The 25,961-nt window shown below is 72.6% G+C and carries 19 protein-coding genes and 1 pseudogene; 10 read left to right on the forward strand and 10 right to left on the reverse strand.

The features are described 5' to 3' along the window. The first annotated feature begins 450 nt into the window (after positions 1 to 450). Entirely contained in the window at positions 451 to 2,085 is a 1,635-nt protein-coding gene (locus tag AC07F3_RS21815) for a chitinase (RefSeq protein WP_479116276.1), read from the forward strand. A gap of 67 nt (positions 2,086 to 2,152) precedes the next feature. On the opposite strand, the gene AC07F3_RS21820 is transcribed toward AC07F3_RS21815, so the two are convergent. The 5 genes from AC07F3_RS21820 to AC07F3_RS21840 all read right to left on the reverse strand — a co-directional run bounded on the left by AC07F3_RS21820 (position 2,153) and on the right by AC07F3_RS21840 (position 6,995). Then, the gene (locus AC07F3_RS21820; protein WP_479116124.1) at positions 2,153 to 3,001 is read right to left on the reverse strand and encodes a S1 family peptidase; all 849 of its coding nucleotides are present in this window, start codon (positions 2,999 to 3,001) and stop codon (positions 2,153 to 2,155) included. 166 nt (positions 3,002 to 3,167) lie between these two features. Then, positions 3,168 to 4,646: a GntP family permease gene (locus tag AC07F3_RS21825; RefSeq protein ID WP_479116125.1), complete on the reverse strand. Its 1,479-nt coding sequence runs from the start codon at positions 4,644 to 4,646 to the stop codon at positions 3,168 to 3,170. A gap of 123 nt (positions 4,647 to 4,769) precedes the next feature. Next, positions 4,770 to 5,183 (reverse strand): RidA family protein, encoded by a 414-nt coding sequence (locus AC07F3_RS21830; RefSeq protein ID WP_479116126.1) that lies wholly within the window; start codon positions 5,181 to 5,183, stop codon positions 4,770 to 4,772. Continuing rightward, positions 5,173 to 5,955 (reverse strand): IclR family transcriptional regulator, encoded by a 783-nt coding sequence (locus AC07F3_RS21835; RefSeq protein ID WP_479116127.1) that lies wholly within the window; start codon positions 5,953 to 5,955, stop codon positions 5,173 to 5,175. Before AC07F3_RS21835 ends, AC07F3_RS21830 begins: the two co-directional genes overlap by 11 nt. Beyond that, positions 5,952 to 6,995 (reverse strand): sugar kinase, encoded by a 1,044-nt coding sequence (locus AC07F3_RS21840; protein ID WP_479116128.1) that lies wholly within the window; start codon positions 6,993 to 6,995, stop codon positions 5,952 to 5,954. The genes AC07F3_RS21835 and AC07F3_RS21840 overlap by 4 nt, the downstream gene beginning before the upstream one ends. 134 nt (positions 6,996 to 7,129) lie before the next feature. Between AC07F3_RS21840 and AC07F3_RS21845 the strand changes: the two genes are divergently transcribed. After that, positions 7,130 to 8,419, forward strand: a complete 1,290-nt coding sequence (locus AC07F3_RS21845; RefSeq protein ID WP_479116129.1) for an amino acid deaminase — start codon at positions 7,130 to 7,132, stop codon at positions 8,417 to 8,419. Positions 8,420 to 8,700: 281 nt separating this feature from the next. Next, complete coding sequence (locus tag AC07F3_RS21850; protein ID WP_479116130.1) at positions 8,701 to 10,302, forward strand: N-acyl-D-amino-acid deacylase family protein; 1,602 nt, start codon at positions 8,701 to 8,703, stop codon at positions 10,300 to 10,302. Here AC07F3_RS21850 and AC07F3_RS21855 read toward each other — a convergent pair. The 3 genes and pseudogenes from AC07F3_RS21855 to AC07F3_RS21865 form a co-directional block, all read right to left on the reverse strand. Further along, positions 10,232 to 10,567, reverse strand: a complete 336-nt coding sequence (locus tag AC07F3_RS21855) for an alkyl sulfatase dimerization domain-containing protein (RefSeq protein WP_479116131.1) — start codon at positions 10,565 to 10,567, stop codon at positions 10,232 to 10,234. The genes AC07F3_RS21850 and AC07F3_RS21855 overlap by 71 nt on opposite strands. A 143-nt stretch (positions 10,568 to 10,710) precedes the next feature. Next, positions 10,711 to 11,070 carry a hypothetical protein gene (locus AC07F3_RS21860; protein ID WP_479116277.1) on the reverse strand — a complete coding sequence of 120 codons (360 nt, stop codon included), beginning with the start codon at positions 11,068 to 11,070 and terminating at the stop codon, positions 10,711 to 10,713. Positions 11,071 to 11,137: 67 nt separating this feature from the next. Beyond that, a pseudogene (locus AC07F3_RS21865) lies at positions 11,138 to 12,160 on the reverse strand (glycoside hydrolase family 5 protein); the annotation flags it as partial. 108 nt (positions 12,161 to 12,268) lie between these two features. Here AC07F3_RS21865 and AC07F3_RS21870 point away from each other — a divergent pair. From AC07F3_RS21870 to AC07F3_RS21880, 3 genes are all read left to right on the forward strand, one after another. Next, the gene (locus AC07F3_RS21870; RefSeq protein WP_479116132.1) at positions 12,269 to 12,805 is read left to right on the forward strand and encodes a hypothetical protein; all 537 of its coding nucleotides are present in this window, start codon (positions 12,269 to 12,271) and stop codon (positions 12,803 to 12,805) included. Positions 12,806 to 13,085: 280 nt separating this feature from the next. Then, positions 13,086 to 14,297 carry a pyridoxal phosphate-dependent aminotransferase gene (locus AC07F3_RS21875; RefSeq protein ID WP_479116133.1) on the forward strand — a complete coding sequence of 404 codons (1,212 nt, stop codon included), beginning with the start codon at positions 13,086 to 13,088 and terminating at the stop codon, positions 14,295 to 14,297. A gap of 92 nt (positions 14,298 to 14,389) precedes the next feature. After that, positions 14,390 to 14,776, forward strand: a complete 387-nt coding sequence (locus tag AC07F3_RS21880; protein ID WP_479116134.1) for an SCO4983 family protein — start codon at positions 14,390 to 14,392, stop codon at positions 14,774 to 14,776. A gap of 272 nt (positions 14,777 to 15,048) precedes the next feature. Here the strand turns inward: AC07F3_RS21880 and AC07F3_RS21885 are convergent, their stop codons facing one another. Then, positions 15,049 to 16,872 (reverse strand): phosphoenolpyruvate carboxykinase (GTP), encoded by a 1,824-nt coding sequence (locus tag AC07F3_RS21885; RefSeq protein WP_479116135.1) that lies wholly within the window; start codon positions 16,870 to 16,872, stop codon positions 15,049 to 15,051. Between the two features lie 290 nt (positions 16,873 to 17,162). Here AC07F3_RS21885 and trhA point away from each other — a divergent pair, with 290 nt between their 5' ends. The 3 genes from trhA (at position 17,163) to AC07F3_RS21900 (ending at position 20,310) form a co-directional block, all read left to right on the forward strand. After that, a complete protein-coding gene (gene trhA, locus AC07F3_RS21890) occupies positions 17,163 to 17,852 on the forward strand; it encodes a PAQR family membrane homeostasis protein TrhA (protein ID WP_479116136.1) in 690 nt (229 codons plus the stop codon). Positions 17,853 to 18,016: 164 nt separating this feature from the next. After that, the gene (locus AC07F3_RS21895) at positions 18,017 to 19,585 is read left to right on the forward strand and encodes an MFS transporter (RefSeq protein ID WP_479116137.1); all 1,569 of its coding nucleotides are present in this window, start codon (positions 18,017 to 18,019) and stop codon (positions 19,583 to 19,585) included. 5 nt (positions 19,586 to 19,590) lie between these two features. Further along, on the forward strand, positions 19,591 to 20,310 hold the full coding sequence (locus tag AC07F3_RS21900; protein ID WP_479116138.1) for a TetR/AcrR family transcriptional regulator: 720 nt from the start codon (positions 19,591 to 19,593) through the stop codon (positions 20,308 to 20,310). A 250-nt stretch (positions 20,311 to 20,560) separates the two neighbouring features. On the opposite strand, the gene AC07F3_RS21905 is transcribed toward AC07F3_RS21900, so the two are convergent. After that, a complete protein-coding gene (locus AC07F3_RS21905) occupies positions 20,561 to 22,582 on the reverse strand; it encodes a thioredoxin domain-containing protein (protein ID WP_479116139.1) in 2,022 nt (673 codons plus the stop codon). 113 nt (positions 22,583 to 22,695) lie between these two features. On the opposite strand from AC07F3_RS21905, the gene AC07F3_RS21910 reads away from it, so the two are divergent. Further along, on the forward strand, positions 22,696 to 25,902 hold the full coding sequence (locus AC07F3_RS21910) for a tetratricopeptide repeat protein (protein WP_479116140.1): 3,207 nt from the start codon (positions 22,696 to 22,698) through the stop codon (positions 25,900 to 25,902). The last annotated feature ends 59 nt before the right edge of the window (positions 25,903 to 25,961 follow it).

The following is a 25,961-nucleotide window of genomic DNA, read 5'->3' on the forward strand; positions in this document are numbered from 1 at the left end:
GCCCCCGTTCACTGATCGCGGTCGCCGCCATGGGGCCCCCGTTCCGTGCGGACGCGCGAGCCTGTGCGAGCCCCCACGACCGCAACTGATCCCTGCAATTCCCACCTGCCTCAGCACTTTATCCACGACCTACCGGGTGGAGAACCGTCTTCTCCTTTCCTGTGTGCTTCCGCGGCCGGTTTTGGTGCGCATGGGACGGAAGGTGCGTTCGAAGTCGGCCACCGGGGCGGCCGGAATTGATCCTTCGCGCTCGGGGCCGCGCGGCGCCCACCCGGACTTCCGGGTCCGTGCCACAGGTCTTGACAACCCAATTGGTCTGGACCATGTTGTGCCACCAAGGCGCCCCACCCCACTCCCCCTTCCTCCCCACTCCCCTCCCGGAGGCAGCAAGTGAACCGCGCGAGACATGCAAGGCTGGGCCTGGCCGTGGTCGCGGCCGGTGCCCTGTCGATGGCCGGGCTCTCCGGCACCGCACAGGCGGCCGACGTCAACAACGTCAAGAACGCCGGGTTCGAGTCGGGCCTCGGCGGCTGGAGCTGTACGGCGGGCAGCGGCACCACCGTCTCCTCGCCCGTGCACAGCGGGACCGCCGCCCTCAAGGCCACTCCGTCGGGCTCCGACACCGGGCAGTGCGCGCAGACCGTCGCCGTGCGGCCCAACTCCACGTACACGCTCAGCGCCTGGGTGCAGGGCAGTTACGTCTACCTCGGCGCGAGCGGCACCGGCACCACCGACGTCTCCACCTGGACACCGGGCACCGGCAGCGGCTACGGCCAGCTGTCCACGACCTTCACCACCGGGGCCTCGACGACCTCGGTGCAGATCTACACGCACGGCTGGTACGGCCAGCCCGCGTACTACGCCGACGACATCTCCGTGTACGGGCCCGACGGCGGCGGGGGCGGCGACCCCGCGCCGACGATCCCGGCGGCGCCCGGCGGTCTCGCGGTCGGCTCGGTCGGCTCGTCCTCGGTGAACCTGTCGTGGGGCGCGGTGTCCAACGCGACCGGGTACAACGTCTACCAGGGCGGCACCAAGGTGCAGTCGGTGACGGGCAGTTCGGCGACCGTGACCGGGCTGAACGCGTCGACCTCGTACCAGTTCCAGGTGACCGCGACCAACAGCGCGGGCGAGTCCCCGAAGTCGGCGGCCGTGACCGCCACCACCTCGGCCTCCGGCGGCAACCCGGGCGGCGGGAGCGTGCCCAAGCACGCGGTGACCGGCTACTGGCAGAACTTCAACAACGGCGCGACGGTCCAGCGGATCAGCGACGTACCGGCGAACTACGACATCATCGCGGTCGCCTTCGCGGACGCCACGACCACGCCGGGCGCGGTGAGCTTCACGCTCGACACCAACGGGCTCGGCGGTTACACCGTCGACCAGTTCAAGGCGGACATCGCCGCCAAGCACGCGGCGGGCAAGTCGGTGATCATCTCGATCGGCGGCCAGAACGGCACGATCTCAGTGAGCGACGCGACGTCGGCGAACAACTTCGCCAACTCGGTCTACTCGCTGATGCAGACGTACGGCTTCGACGGCGTCGACATCGACCTGGAGAACGGGCTCAACTCCACCTACATGACGCAGGCGCTGAAGTCGCTCTCCGCCAAGGCGGGCAGCAAGCTCGTCATCACGATGGCCCCGCAGACCATCGACATGCAGTCCCCGTCGAACGAGTACTTCAAGACGGCGCTCAACATCAAGGACATCCTGACCGTCGTCAACATGCAGTACTACAACAGCGGTTCGATGAACGGCTGCGACGGCAACGTGTACTCCCAGGGCACGGTCGACTTCCTCACCGCGCTGGCCTGCATCCAGCTCCAGGGCGGTCTCGACCCGTCGCAGGTCGGCCTCGGCCTGCCGGCGTCGACGTCCGGCGCGGGCAGCGGCTACGTCTCGCCGTCGGTGGTCAACGCGGCCCTGGACTGCCTGACCCAGGGCACGAACTGCGGTTCCTTCAAGCCGTCCAGGACGTACCCGACGCTGCGCGGCGCGATGACCTGGTCCACCAACTGGGACGCCAAGTCGGGCAACGCCTGGTCGAGCGCGGTGGGCCCGCACGTCCACGCCCTGCCGTAACCGCACCCCGCACACACAAGCGGCGCCGCCCGCTCCCCCGGGAGGCGCCGCTCGCGTGCCTAGCGGGTCACGGCTTGGGCAGGGTGCAGCCCGCGCGATTCAGGTCGATCTTGTTGCCCGCGCCGATGCAGGGGACGATGATGTACGTCTCCTCGGCGTAGTTGATGCCCTGGCGGACGGTGACGTTGCCGTTCTCGTCGACCTCGCACGGGTTGTTCTCCGTGCAGCTCTCGCCGTCCTCGTTGCCGGTGTTGTTGACCGCGACGACCTTGCCGGTGGCCGTGTCGATGACCGGCGAGCCGGACGTGCCGCCGATGGTGTTGCAGGACGGGGTGTAGCGGACCGAGTCCTTCCAGGTCCAGTCGCCCTCCTTCAGCCGGTAGACGAAGCCGTCCACGTTGCAGCTGTAGGTCCGCTTCCAGTACCCGGAGACGACCTTGATGGCCGAACCCTGCGTCGGATGCGTGTCGTTGAGGGTGAGCGCGCTGATCCCGTACTGGCTCTGGATCTTGGCGTACGTCGTGGTGAGCTGGTAGATCGAGATGTCCGTGTCGGTCATCGTGGCGTACGAGACCTTGCTGGCGCGCAGCGTGGCGACCTTGGAGCCGGACGCGTTGAGCAGCGAGAAGGAGCGCGAGGAGGGCTGGTCGGTGATGACCTCACCGGCGGCGGGGAAACCGGTTTCGAGGCAGTGCCCGTTGGACAGCACGAGCGCGGGGTCGCTCGGCTGCGAGCTGGGCGTACGGATCACGGAGCCCGAACAGTTGCTCAGCGCCACCGTCCCGGCGAAGTTGACCGCCTTGACGGGGGCCGCCTTGCTGTCGGAGACCGGAGCGGCGACGGCGGGCACCGCGCCCGCGGCCGCGAGCAGCAGGGCACTGACGGCGCCGAGTGCGCCGACGAAGGACTTCTTCATGTGGGGGTTCCCTTTTTGAGGGTGCTCGGATGATGAAGGAGTGCTGTTTTGTCATGCGCATTGTTGAGGGTTTCTTGGTCAACGGGCAAGTGGACAAAAGGAGTTGTCCGGGTGTGGCCGGAGCAACCTGCGGAAGGCAACCCCCGCCGGCCACCCCCTGAGTCCGCTAGATCACCAGTCTGAGCACCCCCGCCACCGCGAAGCCCGCCACCGACAGGACGGACTCCAGGACCGTCCAGGACTTCAGGGTGTCGCGTTCGGAGATGCCGAAGTACTTGGCCACCATCCAGAAGCCGCCGTCGTTCACGTGGGAGGCGAAGATCGAGCCCGCCGAGATCGCCATGATGATCAGGGCCAGGTGGGCCTGGGAGTAGCCCGCGCCTTCCACCAGGGGGACCACGATGCCGGCGGTGGTGACGATCGCGACCGTCGCCGAGCCCTGGGCCACGCGCAGGACGACCGAGATCAGCCAGGCCAGGAGGACGACCGGGAGGCCCACGTTGTGGAAGGCGGTGGCCAGGGCGTCCGCGATGCCCGAGGCCTTCAGGACCGCGCCGAAGACGCCGCCCGCGCCGACCACGAGCAGGATGTTGCCGACCGGCTTGAGGGACGAGGTCGACACCGTCTCCAGGGACTTGCGGGACCAGCCGCGCCGGATGCCGAGCAGGTAGTACGCGAGGAGCAGCGCGAGGGTCAGGGCCACGAACGGGTTGCCGAAGAACTCCAGGACCGAGCGGAGGGTCGAAGGGTCGAGGGCGATCGAGGAGAACGTGGCGGCCAGGATCAGGATCAGCGGCGTGCCGATGATGGCCAGGACCGCGCCCAGCGGGGCGGGCTCCTCGCTCGGGGTGACCCCGGCGGCGCGCTGCTCGGCGGCCACCGCGGCCTTGGCCTCCTCGGCGGCCTCCAGCATGTCCTGCGGGACGGCGACGAAGAGGCGCTTGCCGATCCAGGCGGCGTAGCCCCAGGCGGCGAGGACGGACGGGACGCCGACGAGGGCGCCCATCAGGATGACCCAGCCGAGCGAGACGTGGAAGAGGCCGGCCGCGGCCACCGGGCCGGGGTGCGGCGGCAGGAAGGCGTGGGTCATGGAAAGGCCCGCGAGCAGCGGCATGCAGTACAGCAGGATCGACTTGCCGGACCTCTTGGCGGCCGCGTACACGATCGGCGCGAGGACGAAGATGCCGACGTCGAAGAAGACCGGGATGCCGAAGATCAGGCCGGTCAGACCCATGGCCAGGGGTGCCCGCCGCTCGCCGAAGAGGCGGAGCAGGCGGCTGCTCAACACCTCGGCGCCGCCGCTGACTTCGAGGATCGCGCCGAGCATCGTGCCGAGCCCGATGATGATCGCGACGTGCCCGAGGATGCCGCCCATGCCGGACTCGACGACCGAGACGGCGGCCGACTTCTGGACCGTGCCGAAGAGCTCGGTCACCGACAGGCCCGCGCCGAGGCCGACGGCTATGGAGACCGCGAGCAGGGCCACGAACGGCTGGAGTCTGACCTTGATGATCAGGAAGAGCAGCAGGGCGATGCCCAGGACCGCGACGGTCAGCAGACCGGCGGTGCCGCCGACGAGGGGGAGGATGCCGCCCGTGTGGACGGGCGGGGGCGGGGCGGCGGCCGCGACAGCTTGGAACAACATGTGCCAACTCCGTTGTACAGCAGGGGGGTTCCAGGGCAGGGGGGACCGCGGCACGGCGCCCCGGCGGTCCGGGGCGCCGCACCGTGCGGCGGGTCGAGCGGTGGGACTAAGGCGAGCAAGGAACTACGCGTCCAGGACCGCGAGGGCGTCGATCTCGATGAGCAGCCCCGCGGGCAGGCCCACGTACACGGTGGTGCGGGCGGCGGCGGGGGCCTTGAGGCCCTGCTCGTCGAAGTACGCGTTGTAGATCTCGTTCATCTCCGCGAAGTGGTCCACGTCCGTGAGGTAGACGCGCATCATCATCACGTCGTCCCAGCTCGCGCCGCCCTCCTCCAGGATCGCCTTGACGTTGGCGAAGGTCTGGAGGGTCTGTTCGCGCAGGGTGGGGCCCGCCGGGGTGGGCGCCTGGCCCTCGACCGCGGGCAGGAAGCCGACCTGGCCGGCGACCTGGAGGATGTTCCCCTTGCGCACGCCGTGCGAGAACCTGGCGGGCGGGGCGGTGTGCGTGGCGGGGGTGATGGCGGTCTTATCGGTCATCGGAACTTCCTTGTGCGGATGGGGTGTTGGGCGCGGTGCCGGAGTACTCGCGGCTGACGGCTTCCGCGGTGCGGCGCACCTGGGGAAGCAGGGTGAGGAGTTCCTCGGCGGTGACGACGACGTTCGGCGCGGACACCGACATCGCGGCGACGACCTTGCCGTCCGCACCGTGGATGGGGGCCCCGATGCAGTTGATGGACTCCTCGTGACCACCGAGGTCGGTGGCCCAGCCCTGTTCGCGCACCGTCGCCAGCTCCTTGAGGAAGGCGGCGGCGTTGGGCGTCGAACGGGACGTGTAGGTGGGGTAGTCGAGCTTCTCCGCGACGGCGCGGCGCTCGGCCTCCGGGAGGTCGGCGAGGAGCAGCTTGGCCACGGCGGCCACCGTGATGGCGACGGGCTTGCCGATGCGGGAGTACATCCGCACCGGGTAGCGGCTCTCGACCTTGTCGATGTAGAGGACCTCGCCCTCCTCGTACACGGCGAGGTGCACGGTGTGGCCGATCCGCTCGTTGAGGGCGACGAGGTGGGGGTGGGCGATCTCGCGCACGTCCAGGTTCTCGACGGCCTCCTGGGCGAGCGCGAAGAGGCGGGCGCCGAGCCGGTAGCGCTGGTCCTCCTGGCGGTAGACGAGCCCGTGCTCGTGCAGGGTGCGCAGGAGCCGCAGCGCGGTGGACTTGTGCACCCCGAGCCGGTCGGCGACCTGCCCGAGGTCGGCGGGGCCCTGCGCGAGCAGCGGCAGGATGCTCAGCGCCCGGTCGACGGTCTGGCTCATCTCGTACGTACCTCCTGGTCCTCCCCCGTCCACCCGGGGCCGAGACGAAGTCTCCCCCAGGCGGTCTCGTCCAGGGCCACGAGCCGGTCGGCGTGTGCGCGCGCCGGGGGCTGGGTGAGGTCGCCCGGCACGGTGAGCACGGCGGCCGCCATGAGGTGACCGTGCCGGATCCGGTCGCGTACGGGCAGGCCGCGCAGGGTGGCGCTGAGGAACCCGGCGGCGAAGGCGTCGCCCGCGCCCACGGGGGCGACGACGTCGACGACCGGCGGGCGCACGAGGATGCCCACCGTGTCCGCCCGCTCCAGGACGACGGCCCCGCCCCTGCCGAGCTTCACGACCAGGACCTCGGGCTCCGGCAGCGCCTGGCGGATGGCCTCGGCGCCGCGCAGCCCCCACGCCGACTCCGCCTCGTCCTCGCCCACGAAGACGAGGTCCGCGCCGCGGGCCAGGTCGAGCAGCACGCGCGGGCCCGCCGCGTCGCGCCACAGCCCCGGGCGGTAGTTGACGTCGAAGGAGACCAGGGGGCGGCCGGGGCGGCGGGTCAGGAGCTCGCGCATGAGGGCGAGGCAGTCCCCGGAGAGCGCGGCGGTGATGCCGGACAGGTGCAGGACGCGCCCGGCCCACAGGTCCCGGTGGGGCACGGTCGTCGGCGACATCGCGGAGGCGGCCGAGCCGGCGCGGTAGTAGAGCACCTCGTGGCCGTCGGCGGCCCGGTCGTCGGCGGTGCGGAAGTAGATGCCGGTGGGCCGGTCGGGGTCGCGGCGCACGGCGCGCACATCGACCCCGTACGACCCGATGGCCTCGACGAGGTGGTCGCCGAACCCGTCCGCGCCGACCCGGCTGACCCACTTCGCGGTGTGCCCGGCGGCGGCCAGCGCGCAGGCCACGTTGGACTCGGCGCCGCCGATCGTCCGCGCGAAGGCGGGCACGTCGGCGAGGCGGCCCGGGCGGGCGGGCAGGAAGGTGACCATGGACTCGCCGAGGCAGACGACGTCGACAGGGGTGTCGAGGTCCGCGGCGGCTGGGGATCCGGTGGTCACTGCTGGCTCCTCGGTGCTGGGCGGACAGGCTGGTCATTGACCCGGCGTTGGCCCGGATGTTAGACAGCATCAAGCGATATGCGCAATGGGTGTTGCAGAGAATGCAACACCCTTCCGAGGAGGGCGAGGTTTCCGTGGCAGCCACCGATCGCGAAGACAGGCTTGCGGCGCTCGGCGCCGAACGCGTCGACCACCGCTTCAAGGGGCTGCCGCCGGACGCGGACGGCCTCACCGTGGCCGAGCTCGCCGCCGAGCGCCGCTCCCTGTTCACCGGCGGCTTCACCACGCCGGTCCTGACGCTGTCCGCCGAGGCACTGGAGCACAACCTCGCCCTTCTGGAGACGTACGCCGACCGCCACGGCCTGGCCTTCGCGCCGCACGGCAAGACCTCGATGGCGCCGCAGCTCTTCGCCCGGCAGCTCGCGCACGGCGCCTGGGGGATCACCCTGGCCGTGCCCCACCAGGTGCGCGTGGCACGGGCGTTCGGCATCGAGCGGATCTTCCTCGCGAACGAGCTCGTCGACGCGGCCGCGCTGCGCTGGATCGCCGGGGAGCTGGAGCGGGACGAGGCGTTCCGCTTCATCTGCTACGTCGACTCCGTGCGCGGGGTCGAGCTCATGGACGAGGCCCTGCGCGGCCGCACCCGGCCCGTGGACGTGGTGGTCGAGCTCGCGGCGGGCGAGGACGCGCGCACGGGGGTGCGTACGGAGGCCGAGTGCGCCGAGGTCGCCGACGCGGTCGCGGCCACGGACACGCTGCGGCTCGTCGGCGTCGCGGGGTACGAGGGCGAGGTGCCGCGGCCCGACCCGGAGCGGGTGCGGGCCTACCTCGGACGGCTCGTCTCGCTCGCGGTGGACTTCGACCGGGCGGGGCGGTTCGCGACGTCCGGCGTCGAGGAGATCGTGCTCAGCGCGGGGGGCTCCGGATGGTTCGACGCGGTCGCGGACGTGTTCGCCGGTGTTCCCGAACTCTCCCTCCCCGTCCTGAAGTTGCTCCGTTCCGGGGCGTACGTCTCGCACGACTCCGGGCACTACCGCAGGCTGACCCCCTTCAACCGGGTGCCGTCGGAGGGCTCCCTTCGGCCCGCCTTCCGCCTGTGGGCCCAGGTCGTCTCCCGTCCCTCGCCGGAGCGGGCCTTCGTCAACGCGGGGAAGCGGGACGCCGCGTACGACCTCGATCTGCCCGAGGCGCAGGTCGTACGGGACGCGCGGACCGGTGCGGTACGGGACGCCTCCGGCATCTCGGTGACGGGGCTCTCCGACCAGCACGGGTGGCTCCGCACGGAGCCGGGGGTGGAGCTGTCCGTCGGGGACTGGGTGGGGATGGGGCTTTCGCATCCGTGCACGGTGTTCGACAAGTGGGAGCTCGTTCCGCTGGTCGCGGAGGGTGGGGAGGTCACGGATTACCTCCGCACGTACTTCTGACCGCAGCCCCTGGGGCTCCGCCCCAGACCCCGTTCGCGCCTGAACGGCGCTCGTCCTCAATCGCCGGACGGGCTGAAGATGCCAGCACCGGCCCGCACCCGTACCGCCAGGGGCGCGGGGAACTGCGCGAGAAGCGAGCACGGTCCGCACGTCGAACGCAGGCAGGGGCGCGGGGAACTGCGCGAGCGGCCACGCACGGTCCGCGGCTGACGGGGCTCCCCCGGAGGGTTGCGGGAAGGGGCGGGGCGGGGGAAACACCAGCACTGACAAGGAGAGGCAGCATGGACCTGGTCATCCGGGACGCCCGCGTCATCGACGGAAGCGGCGCCCCCTCCTACCCCGCGGACCTCGGCCTCACCGACGGCCGGATCGAGAACATCCGGCGCCGGGGCGAGCCCCCGCTCACCGGAACCCGCACGCTCGACGCCCACGGCCTCGCCCTCGCCCCCGGCTTCATCGACATGCACGCCCACTCCGACCTCGCCCTGCTCCGCGACCCCGACCACAGCGCGAAGGCCGCCCAGGGCGTCACCCTGGAGGTGCTCGGCCAGGACGGGCTCTCGTACGCGCCTGTCGACGACCGCACGCTCGGCGAGGTCCGCCGCGCCATCACCGGGTGGAACGGCGACGGCGGCGACATCGACTTCGACTGGCGCGACGTCGGCGAGTACCTGGACCGCCTGGACCGCGGCATCGCCGTCAACGCCGCCTACCTGATCCCGCAGGGCACCGTGCGGATGTACGCCATGGGGTGGGACGACCGCGCCGCCACACCCCAGGAGCTGGACCGCATGCGGCAGTTGGTGGCGGAGGGGATGGAGCAGGGCGCGGTCGGGATGTCGTCCGGGCTGACGTACACGCCCGGCATGTACGCCCCCGACTCCGAACTCGCCGAGCTCTGCCGGGTCGTGGCGCGCTACGACGGCTACTACTGCCCCCACCACCGCTCCTACGGCGCCGGCGCCCTGGAGGCGTACGGGGAGATGGTGCGGCTCACCCGCGACGCCGGCTGCGCGCTGCACCTCGCCCACGCCACCATGAACTTCGGCGTGAACAAGGGCCGCGCGCCCGAGCTGCTGGCCCTGCTCGACGAGGCCCTGGCCGCCGGGTCCGACATCTCGCTCGACACGTATCCGTACACCCCGGGCTGTACGACGCTCGTCGCGATGCTGCCGAGTTGGGCCAGTGAGGGCGGGCCCGAGGCGATCCTCGCCCGGCTCAGGGACGACACCACCGCCGAGCGCATCCGGCACCACATGGAGGTCGTCGGCGCGGACGGCTGCCACGGGGTGCCCATCGACTGGGCCACCATCGAGATCTCCGGGGTGAGCCACCCGGCGCTCGCGGACCACGTGGGCAGGACCGTCGCCGAGACCGCCGCGCGGCGCGGCGAGGAGCCCTGGGTCACCGCCCGGCGGCTGCTCGTCGAGGACGGGCTCGGCTCCACCATCCTCCAGCACGTCGGCCACGAGGAGAACGTCCAGGCGATCATGCGGCACCGCGTGCACACCGGCGGCAGCGACGGCATCCTCCAGGGCGACAAGCCCCACCCCCGCGCCTACGGCACGTTCCCGCGCTATCTCGGGCACTACGCGCGGGAGTTGGGCATCCTCTCCCTCGAGGAGACCGTCGCCCACCTCACCTCCCGTCCGGCCGCCCGGCTGCGGCTGCCCGACCGGGGCCTGGTCAGCGAGGGCTACCGCGCGGACCTCGTGCTCTTCGACCCGGACACGGTCGCGGCGGGCTCCACCTTCGAGTCGCCGCGCACGCTGCCCGTCGGCATTCCGCACGTCCTGATCGACGGGAAGTTCGTCATCGAGGACGGCACGCGGACCGGTGTGCTCGCGGGCCGTTCGGTGCGCCGGACGCCCGGGGTGCGCTGAGGGCCCCGGTGGACAGTTCGCGCGCCGCCGTCAGATAGACCGTGCGCAGCGGGCCGTAGTCGGCCGAGTAGGCGAGCTGGGTGAGCGCGAGGGCCTGGAGCGCCTTCGCGCTGCGCAGGGCCGCGCCGGGCACGGCGGCGCTCCCCACCACGCGGTCCAGGAGCTCGACCACCTTGTCGTAGTGCGGGGCCGGGGCGTCGTACTCCCGCTGTGCGGCGGCCAGCAGCCCCCGCCAGCGCAGCCGCCCGCGGGACCGGTCGTTCATATCGGCTGCCTCCTGGGGCTCGCGGGCGACGGACGTGACGGCGCCGTTCGGAGTGCGGACGTACGGGACGCTAGGAACACCCCGGCCGACCGCACAACACCCCGATGAGCGGTGTGGCTCATTCCGCGCCGCTCCCCCGTCCCTCACTCCCCCGGCCTGATCCGCACCGACACCTCACCGTCCGCGCCCGTCCCGGAACTCACCCGCAGGACACGGGACTTGGCGTCCCAGTCTCCGGCGACCCCGCCCGTGACCACGCCGCCGTGCGGGAAGAACCGGGCGGGCAGGTACACCTCCGTGTCGCCGCGCACCCCCGCCCGCGGCCGCCAGCTCACCGACAGGGTGCGGCTCGCCCCGTCCCAGGCGTACCGGATCGGGTCCCCCGCGATCGCCCTCGGTTCGGGGCGGTCCAGGACCGGCAGGAGCGGGGTGGGCTTGAGGCGCTGGTCCCAAGGGGCCCAGGACCCGGGGTCGTTGGACCAGTACGCCGTGCCCGCGCCCATGTCCTCGGCCCATCGCTCGCACCTTCGCGACGTAGCGCAGGGCGCCGGGGAGGGTGGTGTCGAGACCGTACTCGCCGATGAGCACGGGAGCGCCCAGCCGCCGGGCGGTCTTCTCGGTCTGCTCGCGCCAGGAGACGAGTGTGCGGTCCACCCACGTCTCGGCGTCCCCGGTATAGCCGCCGCCCAGGTCCATCGGCAGCGGATAGAGGTGGGGCGCGTACGCGATATGTGCGTCCGCCCCATCGCCGCGGGGGTCCTTGAGGTACGGGAGGGCGCTCGGCAGGCCCCAGTTGGCGCTCACCGCCTCGGGCTCCAGGAAGATCCAGGAGTCGCGGTCGACCTCGCGGACCGCGGCGATGGTCTGCCGGTAGAGGGCGGCCAGCGGTCCCGCTTCGAAGGCGGGGCCCTGGACGCTGCCGCCGAACGGCTCGTTCATCAGGTCGTAGCCGAGGACGGCCGGGTCGTGGGCGAACCGCGCGGCCACATGGGCCCAGGCGGCGGCGTAGTGGGCGCGCAGATCGCGGCTCGCCCGGCGCGTGCCCCAGAAGTTGTCGAAGGCCCGCACCGTGCCCGGCTCGATGTACTTCAGCTCCCACTGCCCCTGTTCCGCGACCGGCAGACCCTCCGCCTCGGTGGCCCACGCGGGCGCGCCGTTGCCCTTGACGGCGGGGCCGTAGACGTCCTGGTGCAGGTCGAGCATGACGTGCATGCCCCGCGCCCCGTACCAGCGCACGCGCTCGGCGACCTGGGCGAGATAGCCGTCGTCGTACTCGCCGGGCCTCGGCTCGACGGTGCGCCACTGGATGAGCAGGCGGACGAAGTCGGAGCCGAGCGCGTCCGACTCGCGCTGGACGTCGGCCTCCTTGATCCAAGGGAGCCCGTCCGGGCGGGACTTGGCGCTGCTCGCGGTGTTGAGGCCGGTCAGGACGAGGGCGCGGCCCAGGTCGTCGGTGATCCAGCGGTGGCCCGTGGCCGTGTGCGCGGGTCCCGCCCCGGCGGGGCCGACCGCCACCAGAAGGGTGGCGGCGACCGCCAGTGCCGCGCCCGCCGCCGCCCACCCGATCGCCCGTGACGTCCCCCAGAGCCGCATGGCCGGACCCTAAGCGCTCGACGGCGCCTTCAACACCCCTGATGACAGCCAGAGTTGAGAATTGTTCAGCATCTTCTCAACGGCTCCCGGGTGCCCTAGGGTCCGGCCATGCGTCCGCCCAGAATCGAGGCGGCGGTGGCCGCCGTCGCCGGGATGTGCCTGCTGCTCACGCTGCTCCTGGGCCTCACCAGGGTGCTGACCTCGGTCACCGCGCACGAGGGGGCGGTGCTGGTGCCGAGCGCGCTCGGGGCGCCGCTCGCCCTGCCCGCGCTGCGCGCGGTGCCGCTCGGCGGCACGGGCTGGACCCAGCTGCTCTGCGAGGACTTCGCCGCGGCGGTCCTGGTGGCGGTGGCCGCGCTGAGGATGCGGCGCCATCTGCGCCTGCGCCCGGCCGCGGGCCGCGCCCGCCGCCTGCTCGCGGGCTGGACCGCCCTGATCGCGGGCGCGGCGGCGGCCGGGGCGTGGCGGGGCCTGGTGGCGGCCCGGATGGTCGAGGCGGGCCCGGCGGGCTGGCTGCTGTACGGGGCGGCGGGCGCGGTCCTCGGTGCGGCCTGGGGGCTGGCGCTGGGCTGGCTCACGGGGGTGGTGGCCTGGGTCGCCGCCACGGCCTCCGGGCCGTCACGAGGGTCCCGCCCGGGCCGTTGAGGACTCGGGCGGGCTTGAGGTCGGGCGCCCTTCGGGCGAGCACGGGCCCGGGCGGCCGCCCCGAACCGCCGGACGCCATCGGGAAAGGGGCGGGGTGGGGAAGATCTCACCCCGCACGGGCCCGCACCCGCATTTGAAGCCCCGCCACCCGCACGACCACACTTCCCCGGGCCCGGACCCGACCCGCGCATTGCGATGAAAGCCCGCCCCGGTGGCGCCTCACCCCAGCGGACCCAGAACAACGAGGCGCCCCGGGAAACACGGCCGTAAGGTGGCCGTCATGCAGGTGATCCAGTCGACCAAACTCGCCAATGTCTGTTACGAGATCCGGGGCCCGGTGCTCGAGGAGGCCATGCGCCTGGAGGCGGCGGGCCACCGCATCCTCAAGCTGAACACCGGCAACCCGGCGGCCTTCGGCTTCGAGTGCCCGCCCGAGATCCTGGAGGACATCCTCCGCAACCTGGCGGGCGCGCACGGCTACGGCGACGCGAAGGGTCTGCTGTCCGCGCGGCGCGCGGTGATGCAGCACTACCAGACCAAGGGGATCGAGCTCGACGTCGAGGACATCTACCTCGGCAACGGCGTCTCGGAGCTCATCCAGATGTCGATGCAGGCGCTGCTCGACGACGGCGACGAGGTGCTGGTCCCGGCGCCGGACTACCCGCTGTGGACCGCGTCCGTCTCGCTCGCGGGCGGCACCGCGGTGCACTACCGCTGCGACGAGCAGGCCGACTGGATGCCGGACCTCGCCGACATCGAGCGCAAGGTCACCGACCGCACCAAGGCCATCGTCATCATCAACCCGAACAACCCGACGGGCGCGGTGTACGACGACGAGATGCTGCGCGGGCTCACCGAGATCGCCCGCCGCCACAACCTCGTCGTCTGCTCGGACGAGATCTACGACCGCATCCTGTTCGACGGCGCCACCCACACCCCGACCGCGGTGATCGCCCCCGACCTGATGGTGCTCACCTTCAACGGCCTCTCGAAGAACTACCGGGTGGCCGGCTACCGCTCCGGCTGGCTCGCGGTGTGCGGGCCCAAGGCCCACGCCTCCTCGTACATCGAGGGCCTCACCATCCTCGCGAACATGCGGCTGTGCGCGAACATGCCGTCCCAGCACGCGGTGGCCACCGCGCTCGGCGGCCGGCAGTCGATCGACCAGCTGGTGCTGCCGGGCGGGCGGCTCCTGGAGCAGCGGGACACCGCGTACGAGCTGCTCACCCAAATCCCCGGCGTCACCTGCGTGAAGCCGAAGGGCGCCCTGTACCTGTTCCCGCGTCTCGACCCGAACGTCTACAAGGTCAAGGACGACCGGCAGATGGTCCTCGACCTGCTGCGCGCCGAGAAGATCATGGTGGTGCACGGCACCGGGTTCAACTGGCCCGAGCCCGACCACTTCCGGATCGTGACGCTGCCGTCGGCGAAGGACCTGGCGGACGCGGTGACACGGATCGGCACGTTCCTGGAGGGCTACAGCCAGATGTAGCCCGGGCCCCGGGGAGCACACCTGGGCCCGACTCAACTTTAGACAGGATCTAAGCTAGGATGGCTTCCTGAAACGTCCAGGAGGCCATTCCCATGTACGAACCGATCCGCACCAAGTCGGTCCACAGCACGGTGGCCGCCGGCAGCGCCGGTATCCCGCACCGCTCCCGCGAGGACGAGCTCGACATCCAGCTCGCCGGACACCTCTCGGCCCTGCTCGCCGTCACCGACGAGCTCGGGCTCACCGAGGCCGGGGACGCCATCGCGCGGCAGGTGGCCCGGCTGCGCGGCGGTCTGCCGCCGGTCCGGCACGCGGGTCTGAGCCGGGCCGACGCCGACAGCCTGCACGCGCGCGCCCACGCCCTCGCGGGCCGCGCCCTCGTGGTCGCCGCCTCGCGGGCCGACACCGCCGCCGCGATCCTCGCCGCCGAGCGCATGGACGTCCACGCGGCGGCCGCCACCCTCACCGCCGCCTCCTGAGGCGGCCCCTGATCGGCCCCGGTCCGCGAGCCGCGGAGGTCCGCGGACCGGGTGCCACACATCCCCAAGTCGCTTGACGCCGGCCCGACTTGGCGTACGCGAAAAGAGGCCGGCCCCCGGAGCCGTGAGGGGACTCCGGGGGCCGGCCTTCGTGCGCGGCGGGTCACGAGTGACCCCACAGGTCAGGGCGGATGTCGAACCGACCCGCCGCGAACACCTCCGGCCGGGCCAGGACAGGCGGCCGTGACCGGAGGGGGTTCAGCGGGGGCGGTTCAGCCGAGGCGGGACACCAGGGCGCGGTACTCGTCCCACAGCTCCTTGGGCGTGTGGTCGCCGAAGGTGTTGAGGTGCTCGGGGACCAGCGCCGCCTCCTCGCGCCAGACCTCCTTGTCGACCTTGAGCAGGAACTCCAGGTCGGCGTCCGGCAGGTCGAGCCCGTCGGTGTCCAGGGACTCCTTCGTCGGCAGGATGCCGATGGGGGTCTCGACGCCGTCGGCCTTGCCCTCCAGGCGCTCCACGATCCACTTCAGGACGCGGCTGTTCTCGCCGAAGCCGGGCCACACGAACTTGCCCGCGTCGTTCTTGCGGAACCAGTTCACGTAGTAGATCTTCGGCAGCTTCGCGGCGTCCGCGGAGGCACCGACCTTGACCCAGTGGGCCATGTAGTCGCCCATGTTGTAGCCGCAGAACGGCAGCATCGCGAACGGGTCGCGGCGCAGCTCGCCGACCTTGCCCTCGGCGGCGGCGGTCTTCTCGGAGGCCACGTTCGCGCCGAGGAAGACGCCGTGGTTCCAGTCGAAGGACTCGGTCACCAGCGGCACCGCGGAGGCGCGGCGGCCGCCGAAGAGGATCGCCGAGATCGGCACGCCCTTGGGGTCCTCCCACTCGGGCGCGATGATCGGGCACTGGCCGGCCGGGACGGTGAAGCGGGCGTTGGGGTGGGCGGCCGGGGTGTCGGACGCGGGCGTCCAGTCGTTGCCCTTCCAGTCCGTGAGGTGCGCGGGCGCCGTCTCGGTCATGCCCTCCCACCACACGTCGCCGTCGTCGGTGAGCGCGACGTTGGTGAAGACGGAGTTGCCCCACATCGTCTTCATGGCGTTGGCGTTGGTGTGCTCGCCGGTGCCGGGCGCGACGCCGAAGAACCCGGCCTCGGGGTTGATCGCGTACAGCTGGCCGTCCTCGCCGAAGCGCATCCAGGCGATGTCGTCGCCGATCGTCTCGACCTTCCAACCGGGGATCGTCGGCTCCAGCATGGCGAGGTTGGTCTTGCCGCAGGCGCTCGGGAAGGCCGCCGTGACGTACTTGGGCTCGCCGTTCGGCGGGGTCAGCTTCAGGACGAGCATGTGCTCGGCGAGCCAGCCCTCGTCGCGCGCCATGACGGAGGCGATGCGCAGCGCGTAGCACTTCTTGCCGAGCAGGGCGTTGCCGCCGTAGCCCGAACCGTACGACCAGATCTCGCGCGACTCGGGGAAGTGCGAGATGTACTTCGTGGAGTTGCACGGCCACGGCACGTCCGCCTCGCCCTCGGCCAGCGGGGCGCCGAGGGTGTGGACGGCCTTCACGAAGAAGCCGTCGGTGCCGAGCTCGTCCAGGACGCGCTGTCCCATGCGGGTCATGGTGCGCATCGAGACGGCGACGTACGCGGAGTCGGTGATCTCGACGCCGATCGCGGAGAGCGGCGAGCCGACCGGGCCCATGCAGAAGGGGACGACGTACATCGTGCGCCCGCGCATCGAGCCGCGGAAGATGCCCTTCTCACCGGCGAAGATGTCCTTCATCTCGGCGGGGGCCTTCCAGTGGTTGGTCGGGCCCGCGTCCTCCTCCTTCTCGGAGCAGATGAAGGTACGGTCCTCGACCCGGGCGACGTCTCGGGGGTCGGAGGCGGCGTAGTACGAGTTGGGGCGCTTGGCCTCGTCGAGCTTCTTGAACGTGCCCTTGGCGACGAGCTCCCCGCACAGGCGCTCGTACTCTGCCTCGGATCCGTCGCACCAGACCACACTGTCCGGCTGGGTCAGTTCCGCGATCTCGTTGACCCACGAGATCAGTTCCTGGTGCTTGGTGGGGGCCGAGAGGGGAGCCGCGATATCGCGCGCCACGATCGCTCCTTGATGAGGGTCTTGGGAGGGTTTTGACGTACTGCTTCATTGCCGCCCCGTGGGGGCTGCGACCCGGATGCTTGACCCCGTGGATCCTGTTGGCGCTCATCCGGTGCCGACCGCACTCATCTGATCTTCCGCGCCGTTCGCCCATATGTCCAGGGGGCCTCTCACGTGAGCATCACCACTTACCGCCTTCTTAACTGCCATTTGCCGTTCACTTACCAGACGACTGGGGGACGCTCGGTGACCGGCCGTACCTATCCGTAACCTACGGGTCCGTAGGTAGCATGCGGACCATGACTGATCAGGTGATGGCATCCGCGATCGACCCGGTGACCCAGATGGTGAAGCCGAAGATGCGCGGCTGGCTGCACGCCGGGATGTTCCCGGCCGTACTGATCTCGGGCCTGGTGCTCACCGCGCTCGCGGGTTCCACCAAGGCGCGGATCGCCTGCGGGATCTACGTCCTGACCGCCTGCCTGCTGTTCGGGGTGAGCGGTCTCTACCACCGGGGCACCTGGGGCCCGCGCGGCGAGGCGATCCTGCGCCGCCTCGACCACGCCAACATCTTCCTCATCATCGCGGGCACCTACACCCCGCTCACCCTGCTCCTGCTGCCCGGCTCCACCGGCCGGGTCCTGCTGTGGGCGGTCTGGGCGGCCGCGGCCGCCGGCATCGTCTTCCGGGTGTTCTGGATCGGCGCCCCCCGCTGGCTCTACACCCCGTGCTACCTGGCGATGGGCTGGGCGGCCGTCTTCTTCCTGCCCGACTTCCTGCGCGCCGGCGGCATAGCGGTGCTCGTCCTGGTCGTCGTGGGCGGGCTGCTCTACAGCGCGGGCGGCGTGATCTACGGCATCAAGCGCCCGAACCCCTCGCCGCGCTTCTTCGGCTTCCACGAGGTCTTCCACTCGCTGACCCTGGCCGCGTTCGTCGTGCACTACGTGGGCATCTCGCTCGTCGCCTACCAGCACGGATAACCCCCGACCCCGACCTTCCAAGGGCCCCGGCGCACCAGCGCCGGGGCCTTCGTGTTGACGTCTCCATTGACACCCGCACTCTTTTGAGAGCTACTGTCATAAGATATGAGCTTCCACTGCGCGACTCCGCGCAGCCCGACGAACTCACCCACGGGGGCCGAACCATGACCACACCCGCACCCCTCACCGGCGCCGCGGCGCCCTCCGGCACGGCCGCACCCGTCCCCGACCCCCGCCGCTGGTGGGCGCTGGGCGCGATGGTCGCGAGCATGCTGGTGCTCGGCTTCGACCTGACGATCCTCAACGTCGCGCTGCCGACGATGGCGGGCCAGCTCGGGGCCACCACCGGCCAGCAGCAGTGGATGGCCGACGCGTACGTCGTCGTGTTCGCGGCGCTCATGCTCCCCGCCGGGCTGCTCGGCGACCGCTTCGGCCGCCGCCGCATGCTGATCACCGGCCTCGCGATCTTCCTGGCGGGTTCGCTCGTCGGCTCGCTCGCGGGCAGCGTCGCACCGGTCATCGCGGCCCGCGCAGTCATGGGCGTCGGGGGCGCGCTCGTCATGCCGCTGGCGCTCGCGGTGCTGCCCTCGCTCTTCGCCCCGGACGAGCGCGGCAAGGCCGTCGGCATCGTGACCGCGGCCTCCGCGCTCGGCCTGCCGCTCGGCCCGATCGTGGGCGGCTTCCTGCTCGACCACTTCTGGTGGGGCTCGGTCTTCCTGATCAACGTCCCGATGGTCGCCATCGGGACGGCCGCCTGCGCGTTCCTGCTCCCCGAGACCCGCGACCCGGCCTCCCCCAGGGTCGACGCCGTGTCCACCGTGCTGACCGCGGCCGGGCTCGGGGCGCTGATCTACGCCATCATCGAGGCGCCGAACCGGGGTTGGGGCAGCCCGCTGGTCCTCGCCGCCCTTGGCGCGGGCGCGGGGCTGATCGCGGCCCTGGTCGTGCGCGAGCGGCGGGCTGCGCGCCCGATGCTGGACCTCAAGCTGCTCGGCCACCGGCCGTTCCTGCTGAACACGCTCGCCGCGACGCTGGTGATGTTCGTCCTGTCCGGCCTCATGTTCGTGCTGCCGCCCTACCTCCAGGCCGTCCTCGGCAACGACGCGTTCGGCACCGGGCTGCGGATGCTGCCGCTGATGGGCGGGCTGATGATCGCCGCGAAGGGAACGCCGTCCCTGTGCGCGCGGTTCGGGGCGCGGGGCGTGATCAGCGCCGGGCTCGTGGTGCTCGCCTTCGCCGCGCTGCTCGGCAGCCGGACCGGCAGCGGCGACGCGTACGCCTTCACCGCCCTGTGGCTCTCGCTGGCCGGGCTCGGCTTCGGCTTCGCGATGGTGCCCGCGATGACGGCCGCCCTCGCCACCCTGCCCCCCGAGCGCGCGGGCAGCGGCTCCGGGCTCCTCATGACGGTGCGTCAGGTGGGCAGCGCGGTCGGCATCGCCCTGCTCGGCTCGCTGCTCGCCGGGGTGTACGCGGACGGGCTCCCCGCCGGGGCGCCGCACGCGGCCGCCGACTCCGTGGTCGCCGCCCACCTGGTGGCCGCGAAAACCGGTGACCCGCACCTCCTGTCGGCCGCGGACTCGGCGTACGTGCACGGCATGGGCGTCGTGCTGCTCGTCTGCGCCGTCGCCGCGCTGGCGACCGCACTGCTCGCCGCGGCCCTGCTCCCGAAGGCCGAATCCGCAGGTCCGGCGCCCGGCGAGGTCGCCCCGGCGGCGGCCGATGGCGGACAATGACCACCATGGCCGCCACCTCCCGCACCGCGCCCGACTCCCCCAACCCGTCCGACGGGGCCGGGCCCCTCGCCCCGACCGGGCCGGTCGGCCCGGCCGAGTCGGCCGACTCGGTCGTGTCCGTCGTGGAGAGCCTCCAGCCGCAGTTGAGCCTGCGGGAACGCAAGAAGATCAAGACCCGTACCGCGATCCGCCGGGCCACCTACCGGCTGGTCGCCGAGCAGGGGTACGAGGCCACGACGGTCGAGCAGATCGCGGAGGCGGCGGAGGTCTCCCCCTCCACGGTGTTCCGCTACTTCCCGACCAAGGAGGACATCGTGCTCACCGACGAGTTCGACCCGATCCTCCTCCGGGAGATGCGGGCCCGGCCCGCGGCGGAGCCGCCGCTGGAGTCGCTGCGGCACGTCGTCACCGAGGCGGCCCGCCTCTCGCTGGCGGACGACCGCGAGGAGACGCTGCTGCGGACGCGGCTGATCGCGGAGGTGCCCGCGCTGCGGGCCCGCATGATGGAGTCGATGGCGGCGACGAGCCGGCTCCTGTGCGAGGTGCTGGCGGAGCGGGCGGGGCGGAACTCCGTCGACCTGGAGGTGCGGGTCTTCGCGATGGCGGTGCTGGGGGCGTTGCACGAGGCGTCGGTGTACTGGGCGGAGCGGGGGCACCAGGACGACCTCCTGGACCTCATCGCCCGCACGATGACCACCCTCCACCAGGGCCTCCCCCCGGCCTGAGCCCCGCTCTCACCCGCAGACCGTGCGCGGCCACTCGCGCAGTTCCCCGCGCCCCCTTTCAGGCCGTCCTTCGCATGCCGACCGTGCGTGGTTGCTCGCGCAGTTCCCCGCGCCCCTGGCAGTACTGGGGCGGGCCAGTGCGGGCATCTTTAGCCCGTCCGGCGTTTGAGGACGAGCGCCGTTCAGGCGCGAACGGGGGTGCGGGGGCGGAGCCCCCGCCGGGCCGTTCGAGGGGCGGAGGGGCTCGGGGTCAGGTCAGGGCGTTGGCCAGGGCGTCCGGGGTGGTTACCGGCGCGTCGCAGGTGAAGCGCCGGCAGACGTACGCCGCCGCACCCCCATCCACCAGCGGCCGCCCCACGAGCAGCGGGAACTCGTCCCCCGGCGACCCCACCGCCACCACCGCCCCCGGCGCGGAGGCCAGCAGCGCCGTGCGGTGCAGCGCCCCCGTCAGGGGGTCGGTGGGCGCCCCCACCACGGCCACCTCCCGGGGCCCGTCGAGCAGCGCCTCGGCCGCCGCCAGCCCCCACCCGATGAACCGCGGCGCCCGCGGCCCGAGCGCCCGGACCACGCCCAACGCCCCCTCCGCCGCCTCCCGGTGCGCCGAGGACCCCGTGTGCGCCGCGTAGGACAGCAGGGCCGAGGCCGCCGCCGTCCACCCGGAGGGCGTCGCGTTGTCCGTCGGGTCCTGCGGCCGCCGGATGAGCTTCTCCGCGTCGTGCGCCGTGTCGTACAGGACGCCCTCCTCGCCGACGAACTGGTCCAGGACGATGTCGAGCAGGAACCCGGCGAACTCCAGCCAGACGCCCTCCCCGGTCACCCCGGCGAGCGCGAGGAAGCCCTCGGCGACGTCCGCGTAGTCCTCCAACACCCCGCTGTTGGCGCCGACTTGACCGTCCTTGGAGGTCCGGGCGAGGCGGGCGTGGCCGTCCATGTGGATCCGTACGAGCACATCGGCGGCCTCGGTGGCGCGCTCGACGAGGTCCGGGCGGTCGAAGAGCGCGCCGACCTCGGCCAGCGCCGCGATCGCCAGCCCGTTCCAGGCGGCCACCAGCTTGTCGTCCCGCCCCGGCCGCTCCCGCAGCTCCCGTGCCGCGAGCAGCCGTTCGCGTACGCCATCGCCCAACGGGCCGCCGTCGGAGGGGAGTTGAAGGACCGAGGCGCCCTCCTCGAAGGTGCCCTCCTCGGTCACCCCGAAGTGCCGGGCCGCGGCCTCGCCGTCCCGCTCGCCCAGGACCTCGACGAGCTGCGCGGGGGTCCACACATAGAACGCCCCCTCCACATGGTGCCCGGCACCATCGTCGCTGTCGGCGTCCAGCGCGGACGCGTACCCGCCCTCGGTGGTGCGCAGTTCGCGCACCATGAAGTCGGCCGTCTCCAGGGCGACCCGGCGCGCGAGGCCGGAGCCGGTGGTCCGCCACAGGTGGGCGTACACCCGGCACAGCAGGGCGTTGTCGTACAGCATCTTCTCGAAGTGCGGCACCAGCGTCCCCTGCGGCCGCGGGCGCAGCACATAGCGGTGGAAGCCGCCGCCGACCTGGTCGTAGAGGCTGGAGCGCGCCATGGCCTCGCACATGCCCTCGGCCATCTCCAGGGCCGCCTCGGACCCGGTCCTGGCGTGGTGGCGCAGCAGGAACTCGATCACCATGCCCGGCGGGAACTTCGTGTCGCCGCTGCCGAGCCAGCCGCTCACCGGGTCGTACTCACGGGTGATCCCGAGCAGCGCCTGGGCGAGCTCCTCCTCGCCGGGCAGCCCGCCCGCGCCGTGGTCCAGCTCGCGGGCCGCCAGATCGCGGGTGATCTTCTGGGCGACGTCGGCGACCTCGTCGCGCCGGTTCGCCCAGGCGCCCTGCACGCCTTCGAGGACCTGCCGGAAGGACGGCATGCCGTGCCGGGGCTCGGGCGGGAAGTACGTGCCGAAGTAGAACGGCTCCCCGGCGGGGGTCATGAAGACGGACATGGGCCAGCCGCCCTGCCCGGTCGCGGCCTGCACCGCCTCCATGTAGACGGCGTCGACGTCGGGCCGCTCCTCGCGGTCCACCTTCACGTTCACGAAGTGCTCGTTCATGAAGGCCGCCGTGGCCTCGTCCTCGAACGACTCGTGCGCGAGGACATGACACCAGTGGCAACTGCTGTACCCGACGCTGAGCAGCACCGGAACCCCGCGCTCCCGGGCCTCGGCGAAGGCCTCGGGCGACCAGGGCCACCAGTCGACGGGGTTGTCGGCGTGCTGGAGGAGGTAGGGGGACGTCTCATGGGCGAGGCGGTTCGGCATGACCCCATACTCCCCCACACGAGAGATGATCCGCCGACTCCCTCGCGCCGACGCGCGTCACCCACGACACTTGGAGGCGCAGGCGGACGACGGGCTCTCGGAGGGGGACGCACATGCGGGACAGCCATCGGGCCGAGGCCGAGCGGCTGTTGGCACGCGCCGTGGAGGAAGAGGTACGGCGCTCCGGCGGGCGGTCCGACGGGAGCGCCCTGCTCTCCCGGGGCCGGGGCGCGCTCGACGCGCTGGCCCAGAGCGCCGCGGAGGAGTACGCGGCCTACACCCACGCCCTGGACGAGGCGGCGGCCGGGCAGCTCTCGTTCGGAGAGCGCTTCCGGCGCGACGGCGGGTCAACGGGCCTGCTGGCCACGGGAGTCGGCGCGGTCGCGGCCGTCGTCGTCGATGTGGCGCTCGGGACCGGCGCGGGCGGCGCGGTGGCCGCCGGGGCGGCCGTGATGGTGGCCGGGGCCGCGGGGACGGTCGCCAAGGTGACGGCCTCGCACGTGCCGGCCGCCCACCGCCGGGCCGGCGCGCTGGGCCAGCCGGGCGGCCCGGAGCAGCTGCGCCTCCAGTGGCTGACCGCCCTGGAGGTGCGCGGCATCCGGCCGTTCCTGGACCAGCAGCGGGCGGTGAGTCCCAAGCCGCCGCAGAAGAAGGTGCCCACCCAGCTGCGCGGCACCGACAAGAGCGCGGCGGCCCGCCGCAGGTCGGTCCTTGAGCAGTCGTTCGGCCATCTGCCCGACCCGCGGGGCCCGTTCGCGGGGCGCCGGGCGGAGCTGGCGCGGATCGGCCAGTGGGTGCAGGCGGCCCGGGCCTCGACCCAGACCCGGCCGGTGGTCGTGGTGCTGCACGGGCAGCCGGGCTCGGGCCGCAGCACCCTCGCGGTGCGCGCGGCGCACGCGCTGCGCGACCAGTTCCGCGGCGCGTGCCATGTCGACATGCGCGGCGGCGGCCTCTCCGGCGAGGGCCCGCTGCCCACCCGGGACGCCCTCCTGCACCTCCTGAACCGGCTCGGCGCCCCGCGCGAACAGCTCCTGTTCCGCGAGAGGTCGTCCCCCGAGCAGCAGGTGCGCCGCCTCGCCGAGCTCTACCACCAGCACCTGACGGGCCTCGCCGTCACCGTCGTCCTGGACGACACCGACGACGCCGAGCAGGTGAGCACGCTGGTGCCGCAGCGCTCCGAAAGCCTGGTGCTCGTCACCTCCTCCAAACCGCTGGACCTGCCCGCCGACTTCCCGGCGTGGGTGCACCAGCTGGCCGTCGAGCCGCTGGACGCGGCGGGCGCGGAGGAGCTCCTCCGCGAGGCCGCGGAGGAGAAGGAGCCGGGGCCCTACGACGCCGAATCCACCGAGCTGGTACGCCAGTTGTGCGGCGGGCTCCCGCTGGCGCTGCGCGTCGCCGGGTCCTCGCTCGGGCCGCGTTCGACGCGGGCACTGGCCGCCGACCTCGCGGCGTACGGACCGGTCGCGCCCGCCGAGCGGGCCCTGTGGCTGCGCTACACCGACCAGGCGGAGCCGGCCCGCCGGCTGCTGCGCCGTCTGGCGCTCGCGGGCCGCGCGTCGCTGGGGGCGGCGGCCGCGGCGTCGCTGCTCGCCGCCGACGAGCAGGAGGCCCAGCGCCAGCTCACCGCGCTCGCCGCGGCGGGCCTCATCGACCACGTGCGGGGCAGCCGCTACCGGCTGCACGACCTCGTACGCTCCTTCGCCGAGGCCCGCCTGGCGGACGAGGAGGAGCAGGCCGAGCGGGTGGCCGCGCAGGAGCGGCTCATCCGCAACTACGCGGAGCTCGCGGACGCGGTGGGCCGCATGGTCGACGGCAAGATGTCGACCCGGGCCGGCCAGTTCGGCGGCCACGGCTTCCCGTCCCTGGACGCGGCGCTGCGCTGGCTGGACGACGAGTCGAGCTTCATCACGGCGGCCCTGCGACAGGCCGAGGACGTCGACCAGGAGGCCGTCCTGAGTCTGCTCGGCGCGCTGTGCGACTACTGCCTGCTGCGCGGTGACCTCTACCGCCTGGGCGAGATCAGCGAGTTGACGCAGGCCGTCGACCAGGGCCTGCTCGTGCGGTCCGTACAGTGGCGCACCGGCATCGCGGCCCGCCAGCTCGGCGAGCTCGACACGGCGCGTACGACGCTGTCCTCGGTGGTCAACCTCTACCGCGAGGCCCAGCACGACGCGGGCCAGGCGCTCGCCCTGTGCTCGCTCGGCATCACCCTGCACCACCAGGGCAATCTGGCGGAGGCGGCGGCGCGGCTGCGCGAGGCGATCGACCTCCAGGCGGGCGAGGAGCTGTCCGGCGACCGCGCCTGGTCGCTGCACGCGCTCGCGGCCGTGGAGCGCGACCGCTCGAACCTGTCGGGCGCGCTGACCCTGCTCTCCACCGCCCTCGCCCTGCACCGCGAGAACGAGTCGCTGCACGGCGAGGCCTGGACGCACTTCCAGCTCGGCCAGCTGTATCTGCGCACCGGCGAAGTGCCGCGCGCCGACGAGGAGTTGCGTACCGCGCTCGACCTGTACGGGCGCACCCGCGACGGCCGCGGCGAGGCCTGGGCGATGACCCAGCTGGCCCGCGCCCGCCTCGTGGACGGCGACGCGTCGGCCGCGGTCGACCAGCTCCGCCAGGCGCTGTCGCGCCACCGCGAGCAGGAGGACGCGCGTGGCGAGGCGTGGACGCTGTACTACCTGGGCCAGGCCCTGGAGGAGCGCGGCGACCGCGACCAGGCGGTGCGCGAGCTGGAGCGGGCGCGCACGATGTTCTCGCGGATGCGGGACGTGTACGGGCTGGCCTGCGCCCGCCACCACTCGGGCCGGGTCACCCGCGACCAGCGGGCCGCCCAGACCGGCAACCTGCGCAACTCCGGCTTCGCCCGCCAGCTCCTGGTGGACGCGCGCGCCGACTTCCACCGCATCGGGGTGGCGCACGGCGAGGCCTGGACGTGTCTGGAGCTCGCCCTGATCGACGCGGGCAACAACCGGCCGGGCCCGGCGCTCGCCCTGTGCGACGAGGCGACGGCGCTGTTCGCCTCGTACGACGACCGGCGCGGCGGCGACTGGTCCCGGTTCCTGCGCTGCACGCTGCTGCCGTACGCGGGCGCGGGTGGCGTGGAGGTGGGCACCGCGGTCGCCCAGGAGGAGGTGGCCCAGCTGATCCGCGCCCGGCACGACGCGCGTGACAGCAAGCTGGAGGACTGCGCGGAGGCCTTCGCCCTCGTGCTGGAGCGCGGTGTTTCCCTGGAGGCGGGCTGGCAGGCCTGGCACCTGGGCATGGTCCCGGACCGGCACGCCCGTGAGGTCATGGGGGTGCCGGTGAAGTCCGGGCGCTGACGCCACGGCCGAACGGCGCCCGCCGCCGCGTCCGGGAAGGACGCGGCGGGGCGCTCGGC

The organism is Streptomyces sp. NPDC045846, from assembly GCF_056431605.1.

Excerpts from the sequence above, each read along its gene's own strand:
- AC07F3_RS21895 (WP_479116137.1), top strand. The coding sequence starts at position 18,017 with ATGACCACACCCGCACCCCTCACCGGCGCCGCGGCGCCCTCCGGCACG.
- AC07F3_RS21910 (WP_479116140.1), top strand. The coding sequence starts at position 22,696 with ATGCGGGACAGCCATCGGGCCGAGGCCGAGCGGCTGTTGGCACGCGCC.
- AC07F3_RS21860 (WP_479116277.1), bottom strand. The coding sequence starts at position 11,070 with ATGGGCGCGGGCACGGCGTACTGGTCCAACGACCCCGGGTCCTGGGCC.
- AC07F3_RS21825 (WP_479116125.1), bottom strand. The coding sequence starts at position 4,646 with ATGTTGTTCCAAGCTGTCGCGGCCGCCGCCCCGCCCCCGCCCGTCCAC.
- AC07F3_RS21855 (WP_479116131.1), bottom strand. The coding sequence starts at position 10,567 with ATGAACGACCGGTCCCGCGGGCGGCTGCGCTGGCGGGGGCTGCTGGCC.
- AC07F3_RS21900 (WP_479116138.1), top strand. The coding sequence starts at position 19,591 with ATGGCCGCCACCTCCCGCACCGCGCCCGACTCCCCCAACCCGTCCGAC.
- AC07F3_RS21880 (WP_479116134.1), top strand. The coding sequence starts at position 14,390 with ATGTACGAACCGATCCGCACCAAGTCGGTCCACAGCACGGTGGCCGCC.
- AC07F3_RS21815 (WP_479116276.1), top strand. The coding sequence starts at position 451 with ATGGCCGGGCTCTCCGGCACCGCACAGGCGGCCGACGTCAACAACGTC.
- AC07F3_RS21835 (WP_479116127.1), bottom strand. The coding sequence starts at position 5,955 with ATGAGCCAGACCGTCGACCGGGCGCTGAGCATCCTGCCGCTGCTCGCG.
- AC07F3_RS21875 (WP_479116133.1), top strand. The coding sequence starts at position 13,086 with ATGCAGGTGATCCAGTCGACCAAACTCGCCAATGTCTGTTACGAGATC.
- AC07F3_RS21905 (WP_479116139.1), bottom strand. The coding sequence starts at position 22,582 with ATGCCGAACCGCCTCGCCCATGAGACGTCCCCCTACCTCCTCCAGCAC.
- AC07F3_RS21830 (WP_479116126.1), bottom strand. The coding sequence starts at position 5,183 with ATGACCGATAAGACCGCCATCACCCCCGCCACGCACACCGCCCCGCCC.
- trhA (WP_479116136.1), top strand. The coding sequence starts at position 17,163 with ATGCGGACCATGACTGATCAGGTGATGGCATCCGCGATCGACCCGGTG.
- AC07F3_RS21820 (WP_479116124.1), bottom strand. The coding sequence starts at position 3,001 with ATGAAGAAGTCCTTCGTCGGCGCACTCGGCGCCGTCAGTGCCCTGCTG.
- AC07F3_RS21870 (WP_479116132.1), top strand. The coding sequence starts at position 12,269 with ATGCGTCCGCCCAGAATCGAGGCGGCGGTGGCCGCCGTCGCCGGGATG.
- AC07F3_RS21850 (WP_479116130.1), top strand. The coding sequence starts at position 8,701 with ATGGACCTGGTCATCCGGGACGCCCGCGTCATCGACGGAAGCGGCGCC.